This window comes from Micromonospora marina (assembly GCF_900091565.1).
GTDB lineage: Bacteria > Actinomycetota > Actinomycetes > Mycobacteriales > Micromonosporaceae > Micromonospora > Micromonospora marina.
In genome coordinates, this window is sequence record NZ_FMCV01000007.1 from 13,093 (window position 1) to 37,816 (window position 24,724).

The following is a 24,724-nucleotide window of genomic DNA, read 5'->3' on the forward strand; positions in this document are numbered from 1 at the left end:
CACTATGGCCGCCCACGCCGACCCTGTTGCAGGCCGACGGTCGACGTCTGAGGCCGTGGCGCCGGCGCGAGAGCCGCAGCGCGTGTAGGCGATGGTGGCCAGCTCACTGGGCGGCGAACCAAGCGTCAGGTGTCGAGGCCTGCGAGGTTGAGGCGTTCGAGCAGGCTGGGCTTGCGGGCGTGCACCGCCCGTAGCTCGGCCAGCCGGTCTCGGAACGATGCGCTGTCTCCGTCGCGTTCGCCGAGGTCGTGCAGGTCGACAAGGAGTTGAACGGCGGTGTCGTACTCGCGGGGTTTTTTCGTGGCGATGAGTTCATCGACCTGCTGCCAGGCGGCGGGTTGGTCGACCGCGAGGGTGTCGAGGTGCCGTTGCCGGGCTGCGGCGGACCGCTCCCGGCGAACCTGGTCCCGTTCGCGCTGCTCGGCGTCCCGTCGTTCCCGCACGGCGCGCAACTCGGCGGCGGTGGCGAGCAGTTGCCCGGCAGTCCGGGTGGCCGTCGCGGTGGACGCGTCGGTGGGATGCGCGTCGCGGTAGCGACGCAGCAGTCGGCTGCGCAGGTGGCTGTCGCCGCCGGTGATCAGGTCGGTCAGGATGGCGTCCTTGTCCGGGGCGCGTAGACCGAAGACCCAGGTGCGTAGTTGCGCGGCGGTCGGTTCGCCGGAGGTGGCCGGCGCCGACCCGGCCGCCGCGGCCACGATCAGGTCGGGGTCGATGCGCAGGAACTCGGCGACGGCGGTGAGGGGCGCGTCGAGGGTGCCCAGTCCGGCGGGGACGGGCGGTTCGGGCTCGTCGTCGGCGATGTCCTCGGACTGTACGCAGCGCAGCCAGGCCAGGTAGAGCAGGCGCAGGTCGCCTGTGGCGAGGCCGGCCCGGACCGGGATGATCGAGGCAAGCAGGCCGTGGCCGTCGAGGTCCCACTCGTCGGTGCCGTCCTCGTCCTCGTCGTGCAGGTCGATGACGACGTGCTCGCCAGCGGTCCACGTGGACGCGCTGTCGCCCTGGCAGTACCGGGCCGCGGTGGCGGGGTCGAGCACGTGTTTCGGTAGCCGGAGCATGAGCTGGCGGGTGCCCCAGTTCGCGAGGTACAGGTGCGCGTCGAAGTACCGTTCCATCAGCGTGCGCGGGTCGCCCTTGAAGTCGCCCCACTCGTAGGTGTTCACGAAGCTGGTGGCGGTGATGTCGGCCCGGGCGGACAGCGACCGCAGCTCGGCCCGCTCCCGGCCGGTGAGGGGCCGGTCGACGGCGGTGAACTCGTAGTACTGGTACTCGCTCATCGCGGCCTACCCGCTGGCCCAGTGGCGGTAGGCGTCGATCCACGCGGCACCGTCCGGCGCGGGGGTGGGTAGCGGAAGGTCGAGAAGGCCGACCCGTTGCCGGTGGCGGCCTCGGGCGCAGACCGCGACGATGCTGCCCGCTGCCAGCTCGATCTTGCCAACGGTGACCTCGACGCCGAGGACGGTGGTGGTGAACGGCACCGCCAGATGCTCCTCGATCATGGCGAACAGGCCGGCGCGCTCGCCCTCGTGACCGTCCGTGTCGACGGTGGCTTCCTCGATCATCGCCTCCAGCGCGGCGGTTCCCTTCGATGCCATCGGCGGAGGATAGCGGACCGGTGCCGGGGTGTTCGGACTCCGATGCGCGAGGATGGTCGGCATGGGTTCGGTGGCCGAGTTCGTCGATCTTCGGCGGGAGGTGGAGCGGTTACGGGCGGAGAACGCCCGGCTGGGACGTCTGCTGGAGCTGCGCGGCCAGGACACGTCTGCGGCGCCGGAGCAGTTGTCCGCGCCGGTTGAGCCGCCGGGCCTGGTCACGATGGCTTCGCCGACTCGGGACAAGTTGGCGTTGTTCGCCGACCGGTTCCGGGCCCGGGCCGACGTGTACGCCGTGCGGTGGGACAACGCCCGTACCGGCGCTGCCGGGTGGATGCCCGCTGTCGCGGGCGGTTGGCGTAAGGGTATGGACCGGCGGGGTGCCACCTACCTGCCCCGCACGGCGGAGGTCGTCGCGGCGCATCTGGTCGGCGACGTGTTCATGGGCCTGTACCCGCTGATGCCCGGCAACACCTGCCACTTCGTCGTGGCCGATTTCGACGGGCCGACGGCGATGCTCGACGCCCTCGCGTACGTGAAGGCGGCACGGGCCAGCGCGGTGCCCGCCGCGTTGGAGATCTCCCAGTCGGGCCGCGGCGCCCACGTGTGGGTCTTCTTCACCGGCGCTGTTCCCGCGGCCACCGCGCGGTCCCTCGGCACCGTCCTTCTCCGTGAGGCGATGGTGCTGCGCGGGTCGATGGACCTCCGCTCGTACGACCGGCTGTTCCCCAACCAGGACGTGCTGCCCGAGGGTGGCTTCGGCAACCTCATCGCCGCGCCGCTTCAGGGTCGCCGCCGCAAGGACGGACTGACCACCTTCCTCGACCTCGGCACCCTCGAGCCGTACGCCGACCAGTGGGCGTTCCTGTCGACGCTGGATCGGCTCAGCCCTGGCGACGCCGAACACGTCGCCCGGCAGGCCAAGCACGCCCTCACCGGCGCGGACGTCGCGACGATGAGCCGGTCCACCGCGACCCAGGTCCACCCTCCGCTCCCTGCGGTGGTCCACGCGGAGGCCGGTGCCGGGCTGAGCATCGACGCCAGGCAGCTCACGCCCGCCGCGCTGGCGACGTTCAAGCACGCCGCCGCCATGACCAACCCGAAGTTCTACGAGCTGCAGCGGCTACGTAAGCCCACCTGGGACACCCCACGCTTCATCCAGGGCTACGACCTCACCCTCGATGACCGCCTGGTCCTCCCCAGGGGCCTGCGGCACACCATCGCCACGATCGTCGAGCGCGCCGGGTCACGGCTGGCCGTCACGGACGTACGAAACTCCGGGACCGAGATCGACGCCGCGTTCACCGCCGAACTCACCAGCAGGCAAGCCAACGCGGTCGGCGCTCTGCTCGCCCACGACGACGGGATCCTGGTCGCTCCACCCGGCTCCGGCAAGACCGTCATGGCCTGCGCCGTGATCGCCGAACGCAGCACCTCCACCCTGGTTCTCGTCGACCGCAAAGCCCTAGCCGACCAGTGGCGCACCCGCGTCGAGCAGTTCCTCAGCATCAAGCCCGGTCAACTCGGTGGCGGCCGACGCAAGCTCACCGGCACCGTGGACATCGCGCTGCTGCCCTCCCTCGCCCGGCGCGACGACGTCGCCACCCTGACCCAGGGGTACGGGCACGTCATCGTCGACGAATGCCACCACCTCGGCGCCGCAGCCTACGAGCACTCGGTCAAACGAGTCGCTGCGCAGTTCTGGCTCGGCCTCACCGCCACCCCCACCCGACGCGACGGCCTCGGCCAACTCGTCACCTGGCAACTCGGACCCGTCCGCCACACCCTGACCGACGAGGAACAAGGCACCCTCGCGGCCGCGATGCACACCGACGCCGGACCCCGTCGAGCGCTGTTCATCCATGAGACCACATTCCAACCCGGCGACGTCGACCTGGACGCGCCCGGCGCGCTCGCCGAGGTGCACCGAAGGCTGGCCCTCGACGAGCCCCGCAACACCCAGATCGCCGACGATGTCGCCGCGGCCCTGACCCGCGGTCGCAACTGTCTCGTGCTGACCCGCCGGGTCGCCCAGGTCGAGGCACTCACCGCCCTACTCGCCGCACGCGGACATCAGGCGCTTGTGCTCCAAGGCGCGATGAGCACCCGCGAACGGCGGGCCATCGTTGACCGGCTCGACGGCGCCAAGGCCGGCGACGGCCTCCTTGTCGTCGGCACCACACCGTTCATCGGTGAAGGCTTCGACGCCCCCGCCCTCGACACCCTCTTCCTCGCCGGCCCGATCTCCTACGACGGCCTACTCGTCCAATGCGCCGGCCGCGTTATCCGCGCCGCGCCCGGCAAGGACCTCGCCGAGGTCCACGACTACCACGACCCGGCCACACCAATCCTCGCCGCCTCACTCCCACGCCGCATGCCCGGATACCGGGCCCTCGGCTTCACCAGAACATGAGCGCATCAATCGCGATCATCATGACTGGTCCGCCGGCTACAGAGCTACGACGTAAGCCAAGCGCGCTGGGCCTAGCCTGGTAGGCTTACGGGCCATGGGCCGGTTCTCCGAGGATGAGCTGCAGGCGGTCGTCTCCCGGTATGAGGCGACGCGGGCCGCCGCGCTGACCGAGCGGGACGAGCAGCTGCGGGCGTTCCACGCCGCCGGCTGGCGGCCGGTGGATCTGCAACGGGTCACCGGGTACAGCCGGGAGACGATCCGCCAGGCGCTACGACCGGAAGTCCGGCGGGCGACCAATCTCAGCCGACGCAGGACGTCACCCCAGCCGCCGGCGGACTACCGGCCCTACGGCGACCGGAAGCCCTACGTGGTGGCCGCGACTCTCGCCGATCTGCATGGCCCGACCGCGGGCACGGTGACGCTTCCGCGTCATCTCGACTGGTCCGGGCACGCCGAGTACGACCTCAACCGGCCCGCACGCCTGGCCAGCATGTACAAGGTGGTCCTCACCGAAGCCAGTACCGTCGAGGATCTGAACACCTGGCTCGACGCCGACCTCCTCCGGCAGCTCTGGCCCACCCTCTGGCTGCCGCCCCAGCTTCGCCAGCGCTGGGAGGACGCCTTCCCCGAACTCGCCGCGACCCGCAGCAACGCGGCATAGCGGTGGACCCGTTCCACGAACGCCTCGCCCGTACCGGGCTCGCGGCTGCCAATCGATACGGCTTCGCACTGGCCGGCGGTTACGCGGTGCAGGCGGCCGGGCTGCTGGAGCGGCCCAGTGAGGACGTCGACCTGTTCACCGCTTGGGACCGCCGCGACGAGTTCACCGCCGCGGTCACCGCCGTCGTGCACGCCTACCGGAACGACGGCCTCACCGTCGAGACCGAGCGGCAATACGACACGTTCGCCCGGCTGGCCGTCACCGACGGCACCCGGGTTTCCAAGGTCGAACTCGGCGTGGACTGGCGCGCCAACGAACCAATCCTCATGGCGATCGGACCCGTCCTCCACCCTGACGACGCGGTAGCGAACAAGATGAGCGCCCTCTACGGGCGAGCGTTCGCCCGGGACTTCATCGACATCGACGCCACCCTGCGGTCAGGCCGCTACACCCGCGAAGCCCTCCTCACCCTCGCGCAGCGCGCCGACCGCGGCTTCGACCCGCGCATCTTCGCCGACGCCCTCGGACAAGCCGCCCAGCTCGACTCCGACGACTTCACCCAGTACGGCATCACCGGCCCAGCGCTGGACGATCTCCGTAGCCGATTCGCGGAGTGGCGCCGCGACCTGCTCGACGGCGAGGAAGGGTGACTCGGTCCCGACTCCCGGCAGCGTAAGCCTGCACACGCAGGGCCCAGAACGTCCAGCTGGTCTTCGGCAAGCGATCGCAGCGAGCCCGCGAAGCGACCGGCACGCCACGAGGGACAGCAGGAGAAAGCAGGTCGTCGGCCTGTGGACACCGGCAGACCGTCGTCTTAGGAGTCTCCATGTGACTCCGGTTGATCTTGGTGGGCAGGGTGGATCGGCCGGCGCGATGGGGTTGCGTCGGCCGGGAGCGTGCTGGTTCAGGCTGCGGCGTGGATCGCTGGCGCCGGTCGGATAAAGGTCTTGCGGTCCCGGATAAGCGCCCAGAGAACGTCGACGCGTCGTCGGGCGAGTGCGAGTATGGCTTGGCGGTGGTTCTTTCCTTCGGCGCGTTTCTTCTCGTAGTAGGCGCGCGATGTGGGGCATTCCCTGGCGGCGGTGAAGGCGGCCATCCACAGAATGTGCCGTAGCCGACGGTGAAAGCGACGAGGCTGCCGATGGTTGCCGGAGACCGTTCCGGAGTCGCGGGAGACGGGTGCCAGGCCGGCGTGGGCGGCGAGTTTCGCGGGGCTGTCGTACTCGGTCATGCCGGCGGTGTGCACCAGCAGCTCGGCGGTGAGCAGGGGGCCCATGCCCGGCAGACTCCCGATGATCGGCGCCAGGGGATGCTGGTCGAGCTGCTCGGCGATGAGGTCGTCCACGGCGGCGATGCGTTGTTCGATGGCGAGGATCTCGGTGGCAATTTGCCCGACCACGACGGCGGCGGCGCGTTGTCCGGGCAGGGTGACGGTCTGCTGGCGGGCGGCGGCGACCATCGCCTCAGCGACCTGGACGGCGTTCTTGACGTGGCCGCGGCGGAGCAGGGCGGTGATCCGGTCGACGCCGGCGTGCCGGATCGCGGCCGGGGTCTGCCAGCACGCGAGGACCATCATCGGCGCCTTCCGGTTCAGGTCCACCGCCCGCTCCAGGGCGGGACTGATCCCGGTGAGGAGTTCCTGCAACCGGAACAGGGTGGCGACGCGCTGCCCGACGAGGTCGGCGCGGTAGCCGGTGAGCACGGTGAGTTCGGCGAGGAGCCGGTCGGAGGGATCCAGGATCGGGATGTCGGGGCGCATGCGGATGGTCTGGGCGATGACGACCGCGTCGCGGGCGTCGGTCTTGTTCTCTCCGGCGAACGCGGCGGCCATGTGGAACGCGACGGTGCCGGAGACGTAGCGGACCTGGACCTGCCGCCGCCACAGCAGGGTCAACAGCAGGGCGGACAGGCCGGTGGTGACGTCGATCGCCCAGCACACCGGCCGGCCGTGCGTCGACACCTCCGCCATGACCGCCAGGAGGGCGGTCTCGTCGTTGGCGACGCGGCGGGAGTAGACGAGCCGGCCGTCGCCATCGACGGCGGCGACGTGGTGGTGGGTCTTGCCGATGTCCACGCCGATCCACAACTTCGCCACTGTAACGCTCTCCTTCGTCGGTCGGTTTGCTCGAATACGCCTCGTCTGGGGTTCGGACTTGCCGGCATCTTCTAACGATGCGAACGCAGGTCGCGGATCTCCATCAGCGGTCTACCGAATCTCGCAGACGACGAAGCGGCGGATGGCATCTCCTACCGTCAGCCAAGCGATCTCGACGAAACACACGCAGCCATACCCACTGCTCCCGGGCCCCGGGATCTACGGCCACCAGGGCCGCGCCCGTTCAACGCAGCGCGTCTACGAGGCAGGAGTGGGTGGCACCTCGAGGTTCAGCCACAGGCGCGGCGGAACACACTTCAGCCATTCCCATTCCCGACCCCGCGGACACGCCAGCCCCGAGCCTGCCGCCGTGGCCGGCCGGCACCTCGGACAAGATGTGCGAGAACGTGGGGTATCGATCTCGTGGGCGGACGGCGGTGCCGTCCCCGACGCGCAGCGATCCTGGCGAGCGAGTAGCCGAACCGGCGGCTGCCCGGACCGGCTCTGCCGCCGCGACGGCGCCGGCCGCACGGCGCACATCATCAAGGGCTTGACCGACTGGTAGTAGGTCAAGCCCTTGATGATGGTTTGATGCGCCCATGGATCTGGCACCTGACGGACAGATCCTAGGAGTCAGTCCTCCACGACGGGATGCAGCGGTGACAGGAACGGGTCGAGGCGTTCGGTGATGCCACCCCGGGCCATGACGTGGACCAGGAACGCGTTCGGTCCGGGAGGAACAGGCATCTCCTCGTCCTTTTCGTAGAGGAGGCCATAGGAGCCCGGTAGCCGTCGTGCCACGAACTCGAGCACCTGGCGCATCCCCGCCGCCTCGTCCCGACGTCGGTTCGCCACTCCGTGCAGAAGCAGGTGGTACTCCCCGTTGAGTACCGTCACCTCCGCCGAGACATTCGTCGGGAAGTCCAACCCGGCTATCATCACGTTCAGCTCATCGATGATGGCGTTGAGTTGGCCGGTGTCTGACTCCTCGGTGGTCTGTGCGAGGCGGAACCATCCGTGGAACTCGTACACGTCACCCTCCGAGCGGTCTGGTGTCGATGACGGGCTCGATGCCGTATCGGACACCGTATTCGTGCAGCTTCCTGATTACTCCACCCGCGGGTGGCCCCTCGAAGTGGAAGTATGGCACTCGTCCGGTCTCGATGGCCTTCTCGAACGTCGCCTTGGCCTGATTTCGGAAGTCCGAACCCATTTTGTAGTTCGCCGGCTTGGACTGCGCCACGTAGCGGTGGCTCACCGCGTCGAACTCCCGGCCACGAGGGTCGAACTTCACCGACGGACGCCCGCCAATTCGGGCCGCGAGCGCGATCGCCGCGGGATCATTCACGTTGACGTCAATCAGCTCGGTCGGCGTCCGCCCGACGTAGGCGCGCTTCGGGAAGCCGCCACTCGGTATTCCAGGGCATTGGGCACCGTTGAGCAGCCCGCCCGCTCGACTACCCGGGTATCCGCCCACGCCGCCGAACGCCGCTCCCCAGAGGAAGTCGTGCCCGGCGTCGCCGTAGCTGTACGGCTGGCCCGTCCAGGCCGCCACCCCGGAGCCGTAGAGCGCGCTGCCCGAGCCGCCGACGACCGCGGAGGTGGCGACCTGGCGCACGCCCGACTGGGAACCGGCGGCCAGTCCGCCGTACAGGCCGGTGCCCGCGCCTCCGGCCACGCCCATCGTGGCACCGGTGAGGGCACCGGCCGCCGCGCCGACGACCACCTTCTTGATGCAGGTGTTGCGGTCGTCGCCGCTGATCCAGCAGTCCACGCCACCCACGGCCCCACCGACGATGCCACCGATGATCGCTGTACAGACGATCGCGCACTGCCCCGTCGGATCGGTAAGTACCGTCGGCTGGTTGTACCCGTAGTGGTAGGTCTGGGTGAACGAGGTCCCCAGCGCCTGCGGCACCGGGTCCGGAGTGGTGAACCGGCCACTGCCCGCGTCGTAGTCGCGGGCTCGGACGTCGTAGAGCCCGTTCTTCTGGTCGAGATACTGTCCGTGGAACCGCAGCGGGTTGTTGGCGTACGTGCCGCTGCTGGTCACCACCTCACCGAACGGGTCGATGGTGGCGCTACCGGTCAAGGCGGTGGCGGTGGCCAGGTCCGTCACCGAGCCCTGGTAGTCGTCCAGCAGCCAGGCCGGAGTGGCCGCGACGGTGTCAGCGAAGGCGCTGCCCAGTTGCCCCTGTGGCTCTTCCCACCACTTGTGGGTCAGCGTGCCCGAGCCGTTCTTCTCCTCCACCCGGGTGGGCAAACCGAGGGTGTCGACCGTCCAGGTGGCGTCGGTGGAGGCGTTGACGGTTCGGCCGATCCGGTTGCCGTCCTCGTCGTAGTCGTAACCGACGGCGGGCCCGGTCGGCGGTTGGACACGGCGTAGGTTGGCGTCGAGCCCGTATCCATAGGTCGTGGTGCCGGCTGGCCCGGCCTCGGTCGCCAGCGCGCCGTTGGCGTTGTACGTCAGGGTCGTGGTTGCCCCGTTGACGGTCCGGCCGGTCGGCCGGTCATCGTCGTCGTAGGCGTAGCTGGTGGTGCTGGTGCTACCGGACTGCGTCGTGACCTTGCTCATGCGGTTGCCGTTGTGGTCGTACCCGTAGCTGGTCTGCGGATCGGTCGCGGCGCAGGTCGTCCCTGCGGCCGGCCGGCACACCCGGGTGACCTGGCCGACGTCGTCGTAGGAGTAGATCGCCCGGGACGTGCTCCCGCCCCGGGTGGTGGTCACCGTGTCCGGTGCGCCGGCCAGATTTCGGCGACGTCCTGACTGACCAGCGTCGTACTGCCAGACGTGTGCGCCACCCGGGTCAGCGAGCCGGCCCGGTCATAGGTGTAGGCGCTGGCCGGGCCACCCTGACGGGTGACGCTCGTCCGGTTACCCGCCACGTCGTAGCCGTAGCTGACCTGCCAACTCGTGGTGCCGCTGGTGAGCTTCGTGCCACTCATCCGGTGGTCGTCACGCCACGTGTAGCTCTGCACCCGTCCGTCCGGCAGGGTACGCCGCTCCAACTGGCCGTTCTTGTTCCAGCCGTACCCGAAGGTCTTGCCACTGCGGACGATGCTGTTCACCCGCCCGGCGGTGTCGTAGCCGTAGGTCGCGGTGCTGCTGCCGTTGCTCGCCGTCTTGATCTGCCCGGCACCGTCGTACGTGTAGCTGAGGTCCGGGGTGGTGTCGCTGTAGTCCACCTTCGTCGTGCGACCCGCCCGGTCGTACGCGTACGTTATGGAGCCAGCGGGGAGGGTCATCGTGTCGACCAACCCGTCCCAGGTGTAGGTGTACCCGGTGACCCGGCCGGTGGGGGTCTTGACGGCGGTGACCCGGCCGGACTTGTCGTAGTCGTAGTCGTAAATCTTGCCTAGCGGCGTGGTCACCGTCTCCAGGTTGCCGGCCAGGTCGTAGCCGAACGAGGTGGCCGGACGGTTCGGCGCGGTCACCTTCTGGACTCGACCGAGGTTGTCGTACTCGTAGGCGGTGGGACGGTTGTTCGCGTCGAAGACCTTGGTGGGCCGGTTGCTCGCGTCGTACTCGGTCACCGTGGAACGACCCAACGGGTCGATGATCTTAGTACGGTTGCCGGCCGCGTCGTACTGGAAGGAGGTGGTGAAGTCGGCAGCCGTGGCCCCGGCGATGTTGCCACGCGGATCGGTCATCGAATCAAGGCGACCGTCGTTGTCGTACTTCCAGGTGGTGGTGTGGCCAAGCGGGTTCACCTCGTGGGTGCGCAGGCCGTCCGGGTCGTGGTCGTAGGTGGTGGTCTTGGTGAGCGCGTCGATGGTCGCATCGGGCCGCCCGGCGTCGTCGTACTGCCAGGAGGTGACCGCACCACTCGGTTCGGTGACCGACGTCTGGTTGCCGGCCTTGTCGTAGCCGTACCACACGACACGTGCGCTGATCAGCGGAGCACGCCAGACAGGCAAGAGCACGCTGGCCCGCATCGTCGCCGGCGATCGTCTGGCCGAGCGCCGCGATCTTGATCGGGCTCAGGACCGGGCGGCGGCGATCGCCGATCCAGTCGGGTTCGTGGACTCCTCCGAGCTCTTGGTCATCGACGAGATCCAGCGCGCTCCGGAGCTCCTGTTGGCCATCAAGGCCGCCGTCGACGAGGATTCCCGTCCTGGCCGGTACCTGCTCACCGGATCGTCTCGGCTGTTCGGCATGGTGGCTGCGCCGGACGCGCTGCCCGGCCGGATGGAAACGGTCGAGCTCTGGCCATTCTCCCAAGGCGAACTCGACGGAACTCTGGACGGATTCATCGACGCTGTCTTCACGCTCGGCCCGGACCTGCGACACGAGTCGGACGTGACCCGTGCCGACTACGCAGCCAGGATCCTGCGCGGCGGGCTACCCGAGGCCACCACCCGCACCGATCCACGCCGCCGCCAACGATTCCTCGACGCCTACGTCCAAGCGCTCATCGACCGCGACGTCCGTCAACTGTCCGACATCCAGCACAAGGGCGAGCTACGCAAACTGGTACGGCTCCTCGCGGCCAGATCCGCGACCATCATCGCCGCCAACTCCCTCGAATCCGCCCTCGGACTGAGCCGGCCGACGATCGCCCGCTACCTCCAGGCCCTGGAGGAGATCTTCCTGATCAAGCGAATCCCCGGCTGGTCCCGCAACCTGGGCACCCGTGCCACCGCCGCGTCGAAGCTGATCTTCGTCGACTCGGGCATCGCTGCCAACGAAATCGCGACCGACGCCCGGGCACTGCTCCGGCCGGGTGCACCGTTCGGCCCGCTGCTCGAGTCATTCGTCCTGTCCGAGCTTTCCCGGCAGCTCACCTGGTCCGAGGAGTTCGTCGACCTTTCTCACTACCGTGACCAGAGCAGGTACGAAGTCGACGCGGTGCTCGAGAACCGAGCTGGCCAGGTGGTCGGGATCGAGGTCAAAGCCGCCAGCACCGTCGGACCCGACGACTTCCGCGGCCTACGCCGACTGGCCGACCGCCTCGGCGACGACTTCATCGTCGGCATCGTCCTCTATACCGGGACCGCCACGCTGCCGTTCGGCGACAGACTCCGCGCCATGCCGGTCAGCGCCCTGTGGCAGGCTTCCGCCTCGACAGCAGACTGACCTCGCTCGCAGGCCGCTCCTCAGCCGTCATGAGAGTGGGCATGCCTCAGCCGGGCGAGGGCGGCGGGGTGGCGGCCACGAGCAGGCTGAGTTCCGGACCAGGTCGTCCAGGGACTGGCCGGCCTGCGCGCGGACCAGGCCCAGGTTGAGGTCGGCCAGCAGGTGTAAGCCGAGCGTGCGGGCCTGGTCGGTGCTGAACGACTCCAGCAGCGCCTCCGCCGGCGAGGTCACCGCGGTGGCGGGCGGCGATGACCCCGGCGGCGCGTCGCCCAAGGTCGGCGGCGACCGGGACCGAACCGGTCACGCCGGTCAGAGCTTCGGCGCGGCGGCGCGGGCGGCGCCGAAGCGCGCGGCGACGTCGGCCCAGTCGACGAGGTTCCACAGCCGGTCGACGTAGTCCGGGTCTCTACGCGAGTTCGCATGGCGCCAGCTCTGCTGATCTTGGTGGGTTTGAGCTGGTAGGGGCCTTGTCGCGGATGCAGGCCCAGAGGACGTTGAGGCGTTGTCTGGACAGGGCGGCGGTGGCTTGGCAGTGGGTCTTGCCTTCGGCTCGTTTTCTTGTCGTAGTAGGCGCGGGATCGTGGGCAGTGGGTCAGCGCGGTGAAGCTGGACATGCTGAACACCCGGCGTAGGCCGCGGTGGTAGCGGTGGGGCCGAACCTGGTGGCCTTGGCGGCGGCCGGAGTCGCGGGAGATCGGTGCGAGGCCGGCGTGCGCGGCGAGTGCGGCGAGGCTCGCGTAGCTGGCGAGGGTGCCGGCGTGGGCGAGGAACTCGGCGGCGAGAGTGGTGCGACACCAGGGCGACTCGTGACGACCTCCCCAAGTTCGTGCTCGGCGACAACTACGGTGATGATTTCCTCGATGGCGGTGATGCGGTCGTTGACCGCTTCCAGGTCGGTGGCCGTCTGCCACGATCGTAGCCGCGGTGGCCTCTCCCGCGACGGTGACGGTCTGCGTCCGCGCGGCGGTGAGTTCGACGAACTTGGCGGCCGTTGCGTTCAAGGCGAAAATCTGGCGCCCCTCCGGAGTTGCCCCGAGCGACCCGACCTTGCCGGCGGTCGAGGAGCTGCGGGCGCGAGGGGTGAAAGTGGTGCACCCGGCGGAGTCCGGCTCGGCACAGTCTGCCGCCTCGCGATCGGTACCAGCTCCGTATCCTTGCGGGGCATGGCCGTCGTCCTGCCGCTCCGCTGCGGAGGGGTCGTGCTGGCCAGCACCCTCTCCACCGCCCCGTGACGGCGACTCGCCGGCCTGTGCCGCGATCCGACCACGATCACCATTGAACCGCGGGCGACCCGGTCCGTAGTGAGCCGGACGGCAGGATGACGATGGCAGAGGACAGGGAGGGCGACGCGTGCGGATGCGGCGAGCCGTACAGGCGATGCTGGTGCTGGTCGGGATCTGGCTGGTGACCGGCGCTCCGGCGCACGCCGCACCGGCGGAGACCGGCCGGTACTACATGGTCGGTCCGCCGGTGGGCGGGCAGCGGGAATACCTGTACGCCATCGCGCTTCGCACGCTCGGCAACGGCAACCGTTACCGGGAGATCGTCGAGCTGAACACCGGGCGGGTCCAGCCGGACGGCGAGACGTTCACCGACGGGTTGAAGCTGAACCCGGGCTGGGTGCTCGTCCTACCCCGGGACGCCAAGGGCCAAGGTGTACGCATCGGCCCGCTGCCCCGGGTCCGGGCCCGTACCACCCCGCCGGTGACCCGTTCCCCGGCCCTCACGCAGTCCGCACCGACCCGTGCCGCGGCCGTGCCGACCCGGATGCCGCCGTCCACCCCCGCGCGGTCACCCGCCACCACCGGGGAAGCGGCCCGGCCCCCGGCCACCACGGAGGTCGCCGCACCCCCGCTACAGGGACGGACGACGCGCGGCGGCGGGATCGACCCGCTGGTGATCCGGGTCGGCGCGGGCGTGCTGTCGGTGCTGCTCGCGGTGGTGGCGATCGTGCTGCTGCGTCCGGGCCGCTCCGGTCGCGGGCTGGCGGTGGCGGTGGCGGGCGACGACGGGCCGTGGCCGCCGGAACGCCACCACACGCCCGCCCCTGGTGAGAACGCGAAAGCCGGGCCTCCCACGAAGGACGCCGCCGGACCGCCGGCCACCCGGCCCGCACCGCCGCCCGCGTCCGCGCCGGCTTCGACGTCCGCGCCGGGCGCAAAGCCCACGGCGGTCGTCGCGTCCGTCCGGGGCTCGGGATCCGCCCTTGCCTCGAAGTCCACGCAGACCTCGAAGCCCGCTCAGGCTTCCGGGCCCGCGTTGACCGCCGCGTCAACCCAGACCGCCACGTCCGCCCGGCCCTCCGGGTCCACGTCGGACCTTGGGTCCGCGCCGACGTCCCGGCCCGTCGGGCCGGTGGGCGGGGAGGTCACGCCGGACGTGCCGCGCCCGTCGCTGCCGGCCGGGGACGAGGCGCCGTACCTCACAGCCGAGCTGAACACCGACGTCGGCCTTGCACGGGTCCGGCTGATCGGCGTGGCGGCCGGGCGCGGCGCGCCGTACACCTGGTTGGGGCCGGGAGAGACGGCACCGCCGACGGTGCTGCCGCTGGTGCTGGGGCGCAGCGGGCCGTGGCGGCTGCATGTGGATCTTGCTCGGGTGCCGGACGTGTTCACGCTCGTCGGTCCGGTGGCGGTCTGCCGCCGCGCGGCTGCGACCCTGGCCGGAGGGCTGTCCGCCGCCGGGGTCGGTGTGGCGGCCGTGGGGGAGGCGCTCGGCGGCGGGGTGCCGGCCGGCTGCCGTCGGCTGCCCGGCCTGCCCGAGCCACCGGGGCCGGGCGAGATGCTGCCGGAGCCGTCCGTGGTGTTCGTCGAGGGCCCGTCGCCGGCTGGGGCGCGTGGTCTCGCCGCCGCCACCGGGGGGCGGTGCGTGCCGGTGGTGCTCGGCCCGGTCCCGGCCGGTCGCTGGTCGCTTCAGCTCGACGTGGACGGGGAGTCGACCGGCGGGGACTGAAGGCCGCGCAGCACCACGGGCAGCGGCCCCGCCGCCGCCCCGGGCACCGTCTCCCACACCCCGTCGCGCGCCCGGTGGACCCGGTCCACCTGGACCCGCTCGTAGGAGCGGCTGGTGAGGATCAGGTCGACCCCCGCCTGCCGCAGGCGCTCCGCGCGACCTCGGGCCAGCGGCAGGGCGGCGAGGGCGTCGGCGGTGGCCCCGACGTCGACCGTACGGCCGCGCGGCACCCGGACCTCCACGAGCAGCCGGCCGGCCCGGGGCGCCGGTCGCCGGCGGGACAGCGGCAGCCAGCCCGGCGCCAGGCCGCGGGAGCGCGCCGGCAGCAGCGCGTACGCCCGCCGGGTGCCGTGCGCCGGCCACCGGGTGACGTCGTGCGGCAGCCCGGTGCTCGACGCGCTCGCGGGCGCGGACCTGATGCGCAGCGCCCCGCCGTCGAGCCCGTCGACCCGTCGGAGCCCGTCCTCGTCGGTGGCCCGGAAGGCTTCCCGCACCTGCACCCGGTCCAGCCGACCGGCCGGCAGCAGGTAGGTGTCCGGGGCGCCGAGCAAATACTGCAGGCGCGCCGGAACGTGCGAGCGCAACACCTGCACGGGGATCGCGCCGCCCGGGGCGATCCGGACGCGCAGGAGGTCGGTGCGGCGCGGCGCGGACCGTGGGTCGAGGTGCGCGACCAGGCACAGCTCGGCAGTCGGTACGCCTTCCGTCGCGGCCCGCTCCAGGTCGCCGGTGACCGGCACGAACGCCTCGAACGTGGCGACGTTGACCTGCTGGCCGGGGTGCAGCCAGGGCGGCCCGTACCGGCCCGCGCGGCGGGACTCGGCAGCCAGCGTGGGACGGGCCCCGGGTGCCGGCCGGCCCGCCCCGCGTCCGTCCGCCCCCGTGCCGGCCGAAGCGGTGCCGGCCGAAACGGTGCCGCCCGGCCCTGTCGCGTCCGGTGTCGAGCCGGCAGGCGCGGCGGTGGCCTGTGCGTCGGCGACCACCACGATCCGCTGCCGCGACGAGCGGGGCACCAGCATGCCGTCTGCTGTCGCGTCGACCGCCGACGGGCCGTCGGCGTACCTCGGTCGGTGGGCCTGCCACGCGGCCACGCCGCCCGCCGCGTCCAGCGCGCGCAGGTCGCGACGGTCGCCGACGAGTTCCGCCCGGCCTCCCGGCGGCGGGGTCCACACCGTGGCGCCGGTGATCTCGGCCAGGTCGGCGGCCTGGGCGACGAGCTTCACCTGCTCGTCCGGCTCGGACGGCCAGGTGAGCCACAGTCGCAGGTCGGCGCCGTAGAGCGGCAGCTCGCCGAGAAGCGCCGCCAGGTGCCCGGCGTCGCGTACCTGCTGGGTGCCGCTGTAGTCGCCGATCAGGAAGCCGCCGAAGCGGGCCGTGACGGAGACCGTGACCAGCTCGGGCACGGAGGCGCCGAGCCGGTGGGCGGTGGCCCGGCGGGCCACGAAGTCCGCCCGGGTCGCCAACGCCACACCGGTCGCCAGCGGCAGGTTGACCACCCCGGTCCGGGGCCGGACCAGGCCGTCCTCCATGGCGAACCAGCCGGGCAGCGGCGTGGCCAGGTCGGGTGGTTGCAGCACCAGCCAGTCCATCGGCTGGCGGGTGACCCGGTCCAGCGGCAGCGCGTGCAGCGGGCCGTCGTCCGCGTCGGGGGCGCGGCCGGCCAGCACCTGCCGGATGTCCGCGCCGTCCGGGCTGACCAGCACGTCGTGCCCCAGTAGCCCGGCCACCTCGGTGAACAGGTCGGCGTGGCGGGCGCCGTCGTCGGCGAGGATCCGCACGTCGTCCGCGGCGTCGCCGGTGCGCCGCACCAGATCCGCCACGGCGGGGGCGTCCAGCGGGCGGTCCGGCTCGGTGGGCAGCGCCGGCCGCCCCCGGGGGCCGCACACCAGCCAGAGATCCAGCAGGCCGGGCACCCGCCGGTGCCGGCGCGGGTCGAAGCGGCCGGTGCGCGGCACCCGGTCGATCCCCCGGCCGCCCACGGCCTGCGCCAGCTCTGTCACCGCCGTCCCCGCCTTCGTCCCACCGACGCCCCAGCGCCGGCCGGAGCTGCTCGACATCGAGGGCCGGTACCCTCGGCGGTCTCCATGACGGACGCCATGGAAATCTGGTTCAGATTGATTTGAACGAAGTCGGCGCTGATCCGCAATAGACGGTGACGGCCGGTCGGTCTGGGCCGCGGTGACGGAAGGGAGCCCCGGTGCTGACGAAGCACTCCATCCTTGCTCGGCTGCTCGTGGTGGTGATGGTTGGCTGCGCGATCCTGGTCGTGCCCCGTCCCTCGACCGCCGGGCCCGCGCCCGACACCGAGCCGTACGTGAAGTACTACGTGGTGACGGCGCGCCACCAGGGCCAGCCGGAGAACCTCACCGAGATCGCCCGGCGCTTCCTCGGCAGCGGCGAGCGGTCCGCGGAGATCTACCAGCTCAACACCGGCCGGGTCCAGCCGGACGGGGCCCGGCTGACCGACCCGGTCACGCTGCGGGCCGGGTGGTACCTGGTGCTGCCGTGGGACGCCGTCGGCCCGGGAGTCGAGTACGGACAGTTGCCCGCCGCCCGCAAGCCGTCCGCCGGCCCGGCCCCGACCCGCTCACCGAGCGCACGGCCGGACGGCAGCCCGTCGCCGAGCGCGAGCCCGACGGCGTCCCGCTCACCGGCCGACGGCCGCCCGGCCGCGCGCTGCACCGCAACGACCGCGTCGAGCAGCCGGTCGGAATGGGCGCAACTGCGGATGGCGGCCGACAGCGCGTGGACCCTGACCCGCGGCAACGGGATCAAGGTCGCGGTCGTCGACAGCGGGGTCGACGCCGGTCTCCAGCAGCTCAGCGGCCGGGTCGCGGTGGGCGCCGACGTCACCGTCGGCAATGGACGTGGCGACGAGGACTGCCTGGGATCCGGTACGGCGATGGCCGGCATCATCGCCGCCGACGACAGCGTCGAGGGCAACCCGGTGGGGCTCGCGCCGGACGCGACCGTCGTGCCGGTGCGGATGGTCCGATCCTCGGGCGACGCCCGGCCGGCCGACGCCGCGACGGCCCTCGAGGTGGCGGTCAGCACCGGCGCCTCGGTGGTCGCGCTCGGCTCCCGGGTCGACCTGGCCGACCCGGCGGTGGCGGCGTCGTTGGCCACCGTGCTGGAGCACGACGTGGTGGTGGTGGCGGGCGCCCCGGTCAAGCCCACCACGCTTCCGTCGCCAAGCGGCGGTTCCCGCCGCGGGGCGCTGGTGCTCACCGGCGGCGTCGGCGCCGGGGGCCAGCTCGCCGAGAAGTATCTCGACGGGGCGGTCGAGGTGGTCGCGCCCGGCATCGAGGTGGCGACGCTCGGCGTGGGCGGGGGGAAGGTGGTCGGCAACACCGGCACCGAGTTCGCGGTGGCGTTCGTGGCCGGCGAGGCCGCGCTGATCCGGGCCGCCCAGCCCGACCTCACCGCCGCCCAGGTCGAGGAACGCATCCGCAGCACCGCCGACCCGGTCGGCGGGCAGGTGGCCGAGGGCGATCCCCGGTACGGCTCGGGCATGATCAACCCGGCTGCCTCGGTGGCGCCGTCGGTGGAGGGCCGGGACCCGGCCGCCGCCGAGGCGAACCGCGGCGGGGCGGGCACGCTGATCGCCGTACTCCTGGGTCTGGCGCTGGTGTTCGGCGCGGGCGGCTTCCTGGCCGTTCGGATGCGCCGCCGCTACGCCGCCTGACCCGCGACGCAGAAGGGGCCCTGGTCGACAGAAGCCTGTCGGCCAGGGCCCCTTCCCACGTGTGCGGCTAGCGCAGCGACCAGGTCTGCTTCGGGTTGAACACGCAGGTCCAGGCGTTCAGCGGGGCGCCCGTGCCGTGACCGTCCACATCCAGGCAGCGGTCGGTCTCCCGGTTGAAGAGCGACCGCCGGCCGTCGCGTTCGATCCACTCCCACTTCTGCGCGGGGTTGCCGCTGCAGAGGGCGGTCTGTACCGGCGCACCGTCACGCTTCTCGCCCCACGCCACGTCCAGGCAGAGTCCGTTGACCCGGACGGTGCTGTCGGACCCGAACGTCCACCACTGCGGGCGTTCCTCCCGGCACGGGCGCAGAACGACGGGAATGCCGTCCCCGCTGCCGCCGCTGGCACAGAGCCCGGTCTCCATGCCGACGAGTTGCTTCGCGCCGCTCGGGCGCTTCGGTGGGGCCGGCTTCGGCGGCACGGCCGGTGGGCTGGTCGAGGGCGACACGCTGGGTCGGGGCGCGGGGGATGCGGCCGTCGGCGACAGCGAGGGGGACGGCGACGGCGACGAGGGCGCCGACGGGGACGGGCTGGCCGGGGCGACCCGCAGCCGGCTGTCGAGCGCGTAGAAGTCGGTGAACTCCTGCACCTGCCGCAGGAACGCCTGTGTCGCGTCGTCGAGCTCGCCGCCGGTCTGGCGGACCGCGGTGGGGCCGTTACGGTAGGCGGCCAGCGCGAGCAGGCCGGGGTCGCCGTCGAGGCCGGCGAGGTCCCGCCGCAACGCGCAGACCGCGGCGCCGACGGCCGGCACGGCCACCTGCGGGTCCCACGGTGAGGCGCCGGCCGGGCCGTGTGCCCGCCACACCTCGGGCAGGAACTGGGCGATCCCCCGTCGGCCGTCGTCGCCGAGCAGGTTGGCGTCGAAGCCGGACAGCGCCATGAGCTGGGCCGCCACCGCCGCGGGCGGCACCTCCGGGCACACCGAGCCGGCCCGCACCACGAGGCGTACGTAGCCCGCGGGCACCGCCCTGGGCTGCTGGCGCTCCGGGTCCGGGCGGGCGGTGCCGGAGCCGCCGAACGCGGCCAGCTCGCCGTAGTACGCCGCGTAGCGACTCACGTCGTCGACGTACGCGACCGCGGCGGACGGCACGCCCTTGGCCTCGCGTACCTGGTCGAGCCCCGTGTGGAACGCGGCCAGCGACAGCCGCCACCGGTCGCCGGGGACGCCGGCGAGCCGCAGTTGCCCGCTGAGGTCGCACATCTGGTGCGCCAGCGCGAGGATGTTCGCGGCGGTGTCGGTCCGGTCGGCGCCGGGCCACGGCGCCCAGGACTTCCACCGGTCGTCGTTGAGCCCGGCGAAGCCGCGACCGCCCGACGTGGTTTCCTTCACGCGACCGTCCAGGCCGGACTCGGCCATCAGCTGCCCGGCCAGCCGGGCCGGGTTCAGCGTGGGGCAGGACCGGGCGGCGGCCCGGATCGCGGTCAGATGCGCGGCGGAGACGCTACGACCGGTCAGCCTGTCGTCGCGAGCGGTGGCGATGCCCCAGCTCACGGAGGCGGCCACCATGCACAGCACCGAGAGGCCGGCCGCGATGGCGGCGACGACACGACGCGGGATCCGGGCGAGCCGGGATCGGATGCCAGGAAGATCGGGTGTCACGGGGCTTCCCTTCCGGTGATGGCGTCGCGAGGAGTGACGGATGCGCGACGTCCTCGGTTCACCCGACTGGAATCGGATCCGATTCCAGTCCGGCCGTCATTGAACCGACCGGCGTACCGACCCGTCAATGTGGACGCCGCCGGGAGGACCGGCCCTCGGCGGCCGACCACCGATCGGAGTGTTCGATGTCGACTCGCCACCACCCGGCAGTTGCGGGGCCGACCCGCGTCGTCGTGGGCAGGGCGGCCATGGACCGCGCCCGATGAGCGCCGGGACCCTGGTCGCCCTCCGCCGGCCGGGAGCACCGTCCGATCGGTACGGCTATCCTTCTCGCTCAGAGGGGCTCGGCGCCCACGCGCCGGGCCGGCCGGGCGGGCACGCCCCACGCGTCAGGGGGAGGCGTTCTGTGTCGGCAGTGCCCAACGAGGCGGTGCAGCCCGGGACGCCGGGCGACGCCGTCGCGCAGGGCTCGCCCGAGAGTCTCATGCGGTGGATCCACGAGCAGTACCGTGAACCGCTGCTGCGCTTCGTCACCCGCCTCGTCCTCGGCCGGCAGGAACTGGCCGAGGACCTGGTCCAGGAGACCTTCCTGCGGGCCTGGCGAAACCTGGGGACGCTGGCCGCGGAGCCGCGCCGGATCGCGCCCTGGCTCTACACCGTCGCCCGGCACGTGGCCGTCGACGCCGGCCGAGCCCGGCAGGCCCGGCCGGTCGAGGTCGCCCTGCCCGACCTCAACCGGCTCACCACGGCCGAGGACGAGATGGACCGGGTGGTCAGCGCCCACACCGTCCGCCTGGCGCTGCGGCAGATCAAGCCGGAGCACCGCGACGTCCTCATCGAGATGTACTACAAGGGCGCCTCGGTCGCGGAGGCCGCGCAGCGGCTCGGCATACCCGAGGGTACGGTAAAGTCGCGGACGTACTACGCGGTGCGGGCGCTGCACGCGGCGATCGGCCCGATCGAGTCGGCCTGATGTCACCTCCCGGCGAATCCTCGTCCGATGCCCGGCACCGAGGCGGTGGCCCGGATCATCGCTCTGGCGCACCCTCTGTCGGGTCGGGAAGGGGGCGTGATGCGTACCGGCGGTGAGAATCCGACGTCCGAGCACGAGTCCCTGGCGCTCTATCTGCTCGGCGCGCTCGACGAGACCGACCGCGTCGCCTTCGAGGCGCACCTCGCCGGCTGCGACGAGTGTCTCTCCGCCGCCAGCGACCTGGGCGGTGTGACCAGCGGGCTCGGCGGCCTCAGCGCGGCGGACTGGAACGGGTTCGCCCTCCCCCCACCGTCCGTCCTGCCCCCGGCATCCGTCCTGCCCCCACCGTCCGTTCCGCCGCCGGCCTCCGTTCCGCCGCCGCGTTCCCCGTCGGGAGCGGAGGACGTGCCCGCGGCTGAGCCCTGGGCCGACGCGCCGGACCTCGCGTCGGCGGCTGGGCACGAGGGCGGGTCCCGTACCGACGTCGCGGGTACGACGACCCCCGGCACCGGGACCGGTCGTCCGCGTACCGACGATGCGGGACCGGCCCCGGGTGCCGGAACCGGTCGAGGGCCGGCGGGGCGGCGGGGCAACCGCCCGGGCGGAGCGCCGGGTGGTGCGGGCCCGACTGGCCCGGGGAGGGCACCCGGTGACCGGCCCGGGGGACGTCGGCCACGGGCGCTGTCCGCCCGTCGCCGGCTGCTGCTGTGGGGCGGGGCGGCGGCGCTGGCGTTGACCGTGCTCACCGGCGGGATCGTGGCCACGGTCGGGGGCGGTGGACGCGACGACGTGGTGCTGACCGCGACCGGAGAGGCGCCCGGCCAGGGCGCGAGCCTGTCCGTGTCGATCACCACCCACGAGGGGCGTGGCTCCACCATCCGGATCACCGCCACCGGGCTGCGACCGGGGCTGCGCCACCGGCTCTTCGCGGTGACCCGCGACGGGGTCACCCATCCCGTGCGGGACTGGACCGCCTCGAACGGGCCGCAGGAGGTCACCGGCGAGTTGTCGCCACCGCTCGATCAGCTCTCCTTCGTCGGCGTGGGCCTGACCGACGGCACCTCCATCGTCACCGCGCCGATCTCGCGCTGACCGCGCTCGCCGATCCGCCTCACTTCCCGTTGAACCGGAGACCCTCCCGGATCGTCGTGTGGTCGTGCGCCAGCCGCACTCGTCGGGGGACGCGGCGCGTCCCCGCCAGGCCAAGGGAGGGCTACATGGCTGTGAGGACCGGATCGTCTTCGACCCGCGGGATGCGGGCCGGGGTGTCGGGCGGGGGCCCCGCCACGGACGGGGGCGTCGACCGAGGCCCCGACCCGACACGCGGGGCGGGCAGGGGGGCCGCGCTGCTCGCCGTGGCGCTGCTCGCGCTGGGGCTGACTGTCGGCGTGCCGGACAGCCCGGCGAACGCCGCCACCGGGGAACGGGTGACGTTCGTCAACGGCACCGCGGAGACGCTGTGGGTCGGCGCGGGCGAGAGCGCGGACGGCTCCCGGCCGATCACCGGCCTGCCCACGCTGCGTCCCGGCGAGTCGCGCACGATCGTCATCCCGAACGACGGCGCGCCGGGCCACTGGCGCGGCCGGTTCTTCGCCCGCCAGCGCTGCGGCGGCGACCCGAACGGCGGGTTCCGCTGCCTCGTCGGTGACTGCGGCGCCTTCGCGGACCGGTGCGAGCGGGGCGCGGAGCCGGTGAGCCTGGCCGAGTTCAACTTCGACCGGAACAACGGGGGCGCGCCCTGGTACAACGTCAGCTACGTCGACGCGCTGTCGACCACGATCACGATCGACGTGCCCGGCGCTCCCCGGCCGGAAAAGGCGGGCAGCTGCGCGCGGTGGGACTGTTCCGGCGGGCAGATGCTCGCCGCCTGCCCGGAGGCGCACGCCGTCCGGGACCCGGCAAAGGGTGACCGGGTGAACTGCGTGAACCCGAACCGGGACGCGGAGAGCGCCTACACCGCCGCGCTGCTCCCGTTCGGCCCGCGCGCCTACCTCTGGTCCACCCACGACCGGGTGGCCGGCAACGAGACGGTCTACAACTGCCCCGGCTGCGACGAGGTCGTGGTGACGTTCCGCGGCGGCGGCGCGCCGTCGGCTACGCCCGTGAAGCGTACCGCCGACCGTTCCGGCTCTGGCTTCGCACTGCGCGGGTACGCGGACAAGTGCGTCGACGTGCCGGACGGCAAGTCCGCCGACGGGGTGCGGTTGCAGCTCTGGCGGTGCAACGGCACCCCGGCCCAGCACTTCACCCGGGGCCCCGGCGGCACGCTGAAGGTGCTGGACAAGTGCATGGACGTGGCGTGGGCATCCCGGGACAACGCGGCCAAGGTGCAGCTCGCCTGGTGCACCGGCGGCCCGGCGCAGGTGTGGGTGGCCGAGCGCGGGCTGCTGCGCAACCCGAACTCCGGCAAGTGCCTCGACGTGCGCGACTGGAACTCCGACGACGGCGCGCCGTTGCAGATCTGGGAGTGCGCGGCGAGCCAGAGCAACCAGAAGTGGCGCGAGGCCCGCTGACCGACGGGACGCGGACGGGCCCGGGTGGGGAGCACCCGGGCCCGCCGTGTCGTACGGGTTCGGTCAGCGACCGCGCGCCGGCGCCTGCTGCGCCGGGCCCGCCGCCGGGGCGGTGCTCGACCTCGGGCTGGTCCGCCCGCGCTCCAGGTCGACGTTCTGCGACTGCTGCTGGATCGCGGTCCGCCGCTGGTCGACCGCCGCGTTGGTGAACGCGGAACCCGCGGCGACCATGCCGCCGGCCGCGGTGAGGTGCGTGATGTTCGTCGCCGTGCCGGCGATGCTCAAGCCCATGCCGGTGAGGTTCCCGGCGTGGACCGCGGCCTTGGTCCAGTCGCCCTTCTGCGCGGCGTCGATGAACTCCACGCCGGACTTCAGGGCGGTGACGCTGGCCGCGCCGATCTGCGTGCCGCGCGCGGCCCACCCCTCGAGGACGCCGGAGATGGCGCTCAACGAGCTGGCGGTGAACTCCGTCCCGGGCGGCAGGTACCTGTTCATGCAGTTCTTGAAGTCGGTCAGGCCCTTGAAGCCGGCGTTCTGGGCACCCCTCCGTGCCTCGCTCTCGGTCGGCCGGTTCGGGTTCGCCGGACGCACCTGGCTGCTCCGCCGGGGCTCGACCGGCTCCGGCGTGGTCACCGCCCCCACCTGCATGGCCGTCTGCACGAGCCGGTCCGGGTCGCTGGCGACGAAGGTGGACCGGCGGCGGAGCCGGTCCACCTGGTGACTGGCGGCGGCGGAGTGGCGGGCCGCGGCCGAGCTCTGCCTGCTGGACCGCGTCGGAACGGGTGGGGACACCCGCCGCCCGTCGTTGAACGAGTCGGTGAACTGCGGCGGCGCCACGTCGGTGGACGACGACGGGTACCCGTACGCCGGCTGGCTGTACGGGTTGACCGGCAGGCTGTAGTGCCGGTCCGTGGCCTCCATCTCGTATTCGTTGTCCACGGCGGAGAAGGTCTGGGCGCGTTGCGACGGATCCAGCGGATCCGGCTCGTAGCCGTACCTCAGATCGGACATTGTCACTCCTTCGAGCGCTGTTCCTGGCTGGGTCGACCGGCGGTCCGCCGCCGGCTCGGGGTGCCGCCTCCTTCCACGGATCGCGGTGCACCGAC

At 72.2% G+C, this 24,724-nt stretch carries 18 protein-coding genes and 2 pseudogenes; 9 read left to right on the forward strand and 11 right to left on the reverse strand.

Annotation, left to right across the window (positions count from 1 at the left end):
• Window positions 1–125: 125 nt before the first annotated feature.
• Window positions 126–1,274, reverse strand: a complete 1,149-nt coding sequence (locus tag GA0070215_RS11000; protein WP_091044857.1) for a hypothetical protein — start codon at window positions 1,272–1,274, stop codon at window positions 126–128.
• Between the two features lie 6 nt (window positions 1,275–1,280).
• Window positions 1,281–1,592: a hypothetical protein gene (locus tag GA0070215_RS11005; RefSeq protein ID WP_244166956.1), complete on the reverse strand. Its 312-nt coding sequence runs from the start codon at window positions 1,590–1,592 to the stop codon at window positions 1,281–1,283.
• A 61-nt stretch (window positions 1,593–1,653) separates the two neighbouring features.
• On the opposite strand from GA0070215_RS11005, the gene GA0070215_RS11010 reads away from it, so the two are divergent.
• From GA0070215_RS11010 to GA0070215_RS11020, 3 genes are all read left to right on the forward strand, one after another.
• Window positions 1,654–4,002 (forward strand): DEAD/DEAH box helicase, encoded by a 2,349-nt coding sequence (locus GA0070215_RS11010; RefSeq protein ID WP_091044873.1) that lies wholly within the window; start codon window positions 1,654–1,656, stop codon window positions 4,000–4,002.
• Window positions 4,003–4,096: 94 nt separating this feature from the next.
• Entirely contained in the window at window positions 4,097–4,663 is a 567-nt protein-coding gene (locus GA0070215_RS11015) for a hypothetical protein (RefSeq protein ID WP_091044878.1), read from the forward strand.
• A 2-nt stretch (window positions 4,664–4,665) separates the two neighbouring features.
• A complete protein-coding gene (locus GA0070215_RS11020; protein ID WP_047891456.1) occupies window positions 4,666–5,313 on the forward strand; it encodes a nucleotidyl transferase AbiEii/AbiGii toxin family protein in 648 nt (215 codons plus the stop codon).
• A gap of 254 nt (window positions 5,314–5,567) precedes the next feature.
• On the opposite strand, the gene GA0070215_RS11025 is transcribed toward GA0070215_RS11020, so the two are convergent.
• The 4 genes from GA0070215_RS11025 to GA0070215_RS11040 all read right to left on the reverse strand — a co-directional run bounded on the left by GA0070215_RS11025 (window position 5,568) and on the right by GA0070215_RS11040 (window position 10,694).
• A complete protein-coding gene (locus GA0070215_RS11025) occupies window positions 5,568–6,758 on the reverse strand; it encodes an IS110 family RNA-guided transposase (RefSeq protein ID WP_091044879.1) in 1,191 nt (396 codons plus the stop codon).
• Window positions 6,759–7,391: 633 nt separating this feature from the next.
• Window positions 7,392–7,790, reverse strand: a complete 399-nt coding sequence (locus GA0070215_RS11030; RefSeq protein ID WP_018789269.1) for an Imm7 family immunity protein — start codon at window positions 7,788–7,790, stop codon at window positions 7,392–7,394.
• A 1-nt stretch (window position 7,791) separates the two neighbouring features.
• On the reverse strand, window positions 7,792–9,486 hold the full coding sequence (locus tag GA0070215_RS11035) for an RHS repeat-associated core domain-containing protein (RefSeq protein WP_091044880.1): 1,695 nt from the start codon (window positions 9,484–9,486) through the stop codon (window positions 7,792–7,794).
• The gene (locus GA0070215_RS11040) at window positions 9,483–10,694 is read right to left on the reverse strand and encodes an RHS repeat domain-containing protein (protein WP_091044881.1); all 1,212 of its coding nucleotides are present in this window, start codon (window positions 10,692–10,694) and stop codon (window positions 9,483–9,485) included. The genes GA0070215_RS11035 and GA0070215_RS11040 overlap by 4 nt, the downstream gene beginning before the upstream one ends.
• Between GA0070215_RS11040 and GA0070215_RS11045 the strand changes: the two are divergent.
• Window positions 10,636–11,835, forward strand: a pseudogene (locus GA0070215_RS11045) (ATP-binding protein); the annotation flags it as partial. The gene GA0070215_RS11040 and the pseudogene GA0070215_RS11045 overlap by 59 nt on opposite strands.
• Before the next feature lie 27 nt (window positions 11,836–11,862).
• On the opposite strand, the gene GA0070215_RS27980 reads toward GA0070215_RS11045, so the two are convergent.
• Together GA0070215_RS27980 and GA0070215_RS11055 are read right to left on the reverse strand one after the other, a co-directional pair.
• On the reverse strand, window positions 11,863–12,066 hold the full coding sequence (locus GA0070215_RS27980) for a hypothetical protein (protein WP_141708181.1): 204 nt from the start codon (window positions 12,064–12,066) through the stop codon (window positions 11,863–11,865).
• 175 nt (window positions 12,067–12,241) lie between these two features.
• Window positions 12,242–12,806 (reverse strand): annotated as a pseudogene (locus tag GA0070215_RS11055) (transposase); the annotation flags it as partial.
• A 379-nt stretch (window positions 12,807–13,185) separates the two neighbouring features.
• Between GA0070215_RS11055 and GA0070215_RS11060 the strand changes: the two are divergent.
• On the forward strand, window positions 13,186–14,787 hold the full coding sequence (locus GA0070215_RS11060) for a hypothetical protein (protein ID WP_141708182.1): 1,602 nt from the start codon (window positions 13,186–13,188) through the stop codon (window positions 14,785–14,787).
• Here the strand turns inward: GA0070215_RS11060 and GA0070215_RS11065 are convergent.
• Window positions 14,748–16,844 carry a hypothetical protein gene (locus tag GA0070215_RS11065; protein WP_244166968.1) on the reverse strand — a complete coding sequence of 699 codons (2,097 nt, stop codon included), beginning with the start codon at window positions 16,842–16,844 and terminating at the stop codon, window positions 14,748–14,750. The genes GA0070215_RS11060 and GA0070215_RS11065 overlap by 40 nt on opposite strands.
• 140 nt (window positions 16,845–16,984) lie before the next feature.
• On the opposite strand from GA0070215_RS11065, the gene GA0070215_RS11070 reads away from it, so the two are divergent.
• The gene (locus GA0070215_RS11070) at window positions 16,985–18,472 is read left to right on the forward strand and encodes a S8 family serine peptidase (protein ID WP_091044899.1); all 1,488 of its coding nucleotides are present in this window, start codon (window positions 16,985–16,987) and stop codon (window positions 18,470–18,472) included.
• Between the two features lie 67 nt (window positions 18,473–18,539).
• Here the strand turns inward: GA0070215_RS11070 and GA0070215_RS11075 are convergent, their stop codons facing one another.
• The gene (locus GA0070215_RS11075; RefSeq protein WP_091044901.1) at window positions 18,540–20,132 is read right to left on the reverse strand and encodes a ricin-type beta-trefoil lectin domain protein; all 1,593 of its coding nucleotides are present in this window, start codon (window positions 20,130–20,132) and stop codon (window positions 18,540–18,542) included.
• A 406-nt stretch (window positions 20,133–20,538) separates the two neighbouring features.
• On the opposite strand from GA0070215_RS11075, the gene GA0070215_RS11080 reads away from it, so the two are divergent.
• From GA0070215_RS11080 to GA0070215_RS11090, 3 genes are all read left to right on the forward strand, one after another.
• Window positions 20,539–21,105 carry a sigma-70 family RNA polymerase sigma factor gene (locus GA0070215_RS11080; RefSeq protein WP_026267988.1) on the forward strand — a complete coding sequence of 189 codons (567 nt, stop codon included), beginning with the start codon at window positions 20,539–20,541 and terminating at the stop codon, window positions 21,103–21,105.
• Window positions 21,106–21,132: 27 nt separating this feature from the next.
• The gene (locus GA0070215_RS11085) at window positions 21,133–22,197 is read left to right on the forward strand and encodes a zf-HC2 domain-containing protein (protein WP_091044912.1); all 1,065 of its coding nucleotides are present in this window, start codon (window positions 21,133–21,135) and stop codon (window positions 22,195–22,197) included.
• A gap of 125 nt (window positions 22,198–22,322) precedes the next feature.
• Complete coding sequence (locus GA0070215_RS11090; RefSeq protein WP_244166957.1) at window positions 22,323–23,618, forward strand: ricin-type beta-trefoil lectin domain protein; 1,296 nt, start codon at window positions 22,323–22,325, stop codon at window positions 23,616–23,618.
• 63 nt (window positions 23,619–23,681) lie between these two features.
• Here the strand turns inward: GA0070215_RS11090 and GA0070215_RS11095 are convergent, their stop codons facing one another.
• On the reverse strand, window positions 23,682–24,629 hold the full coding sequence (locus GA0070215_RS11095; RefSeq protein WP_018785821.1) for a hypothetical protein: 948 nt from the start codon (window positions 24,627–24,629) through the stop codon (window positions 23,682–23,684).
• Window positions 24,630–24,724 lie beyond the last annotated feature (95 nt).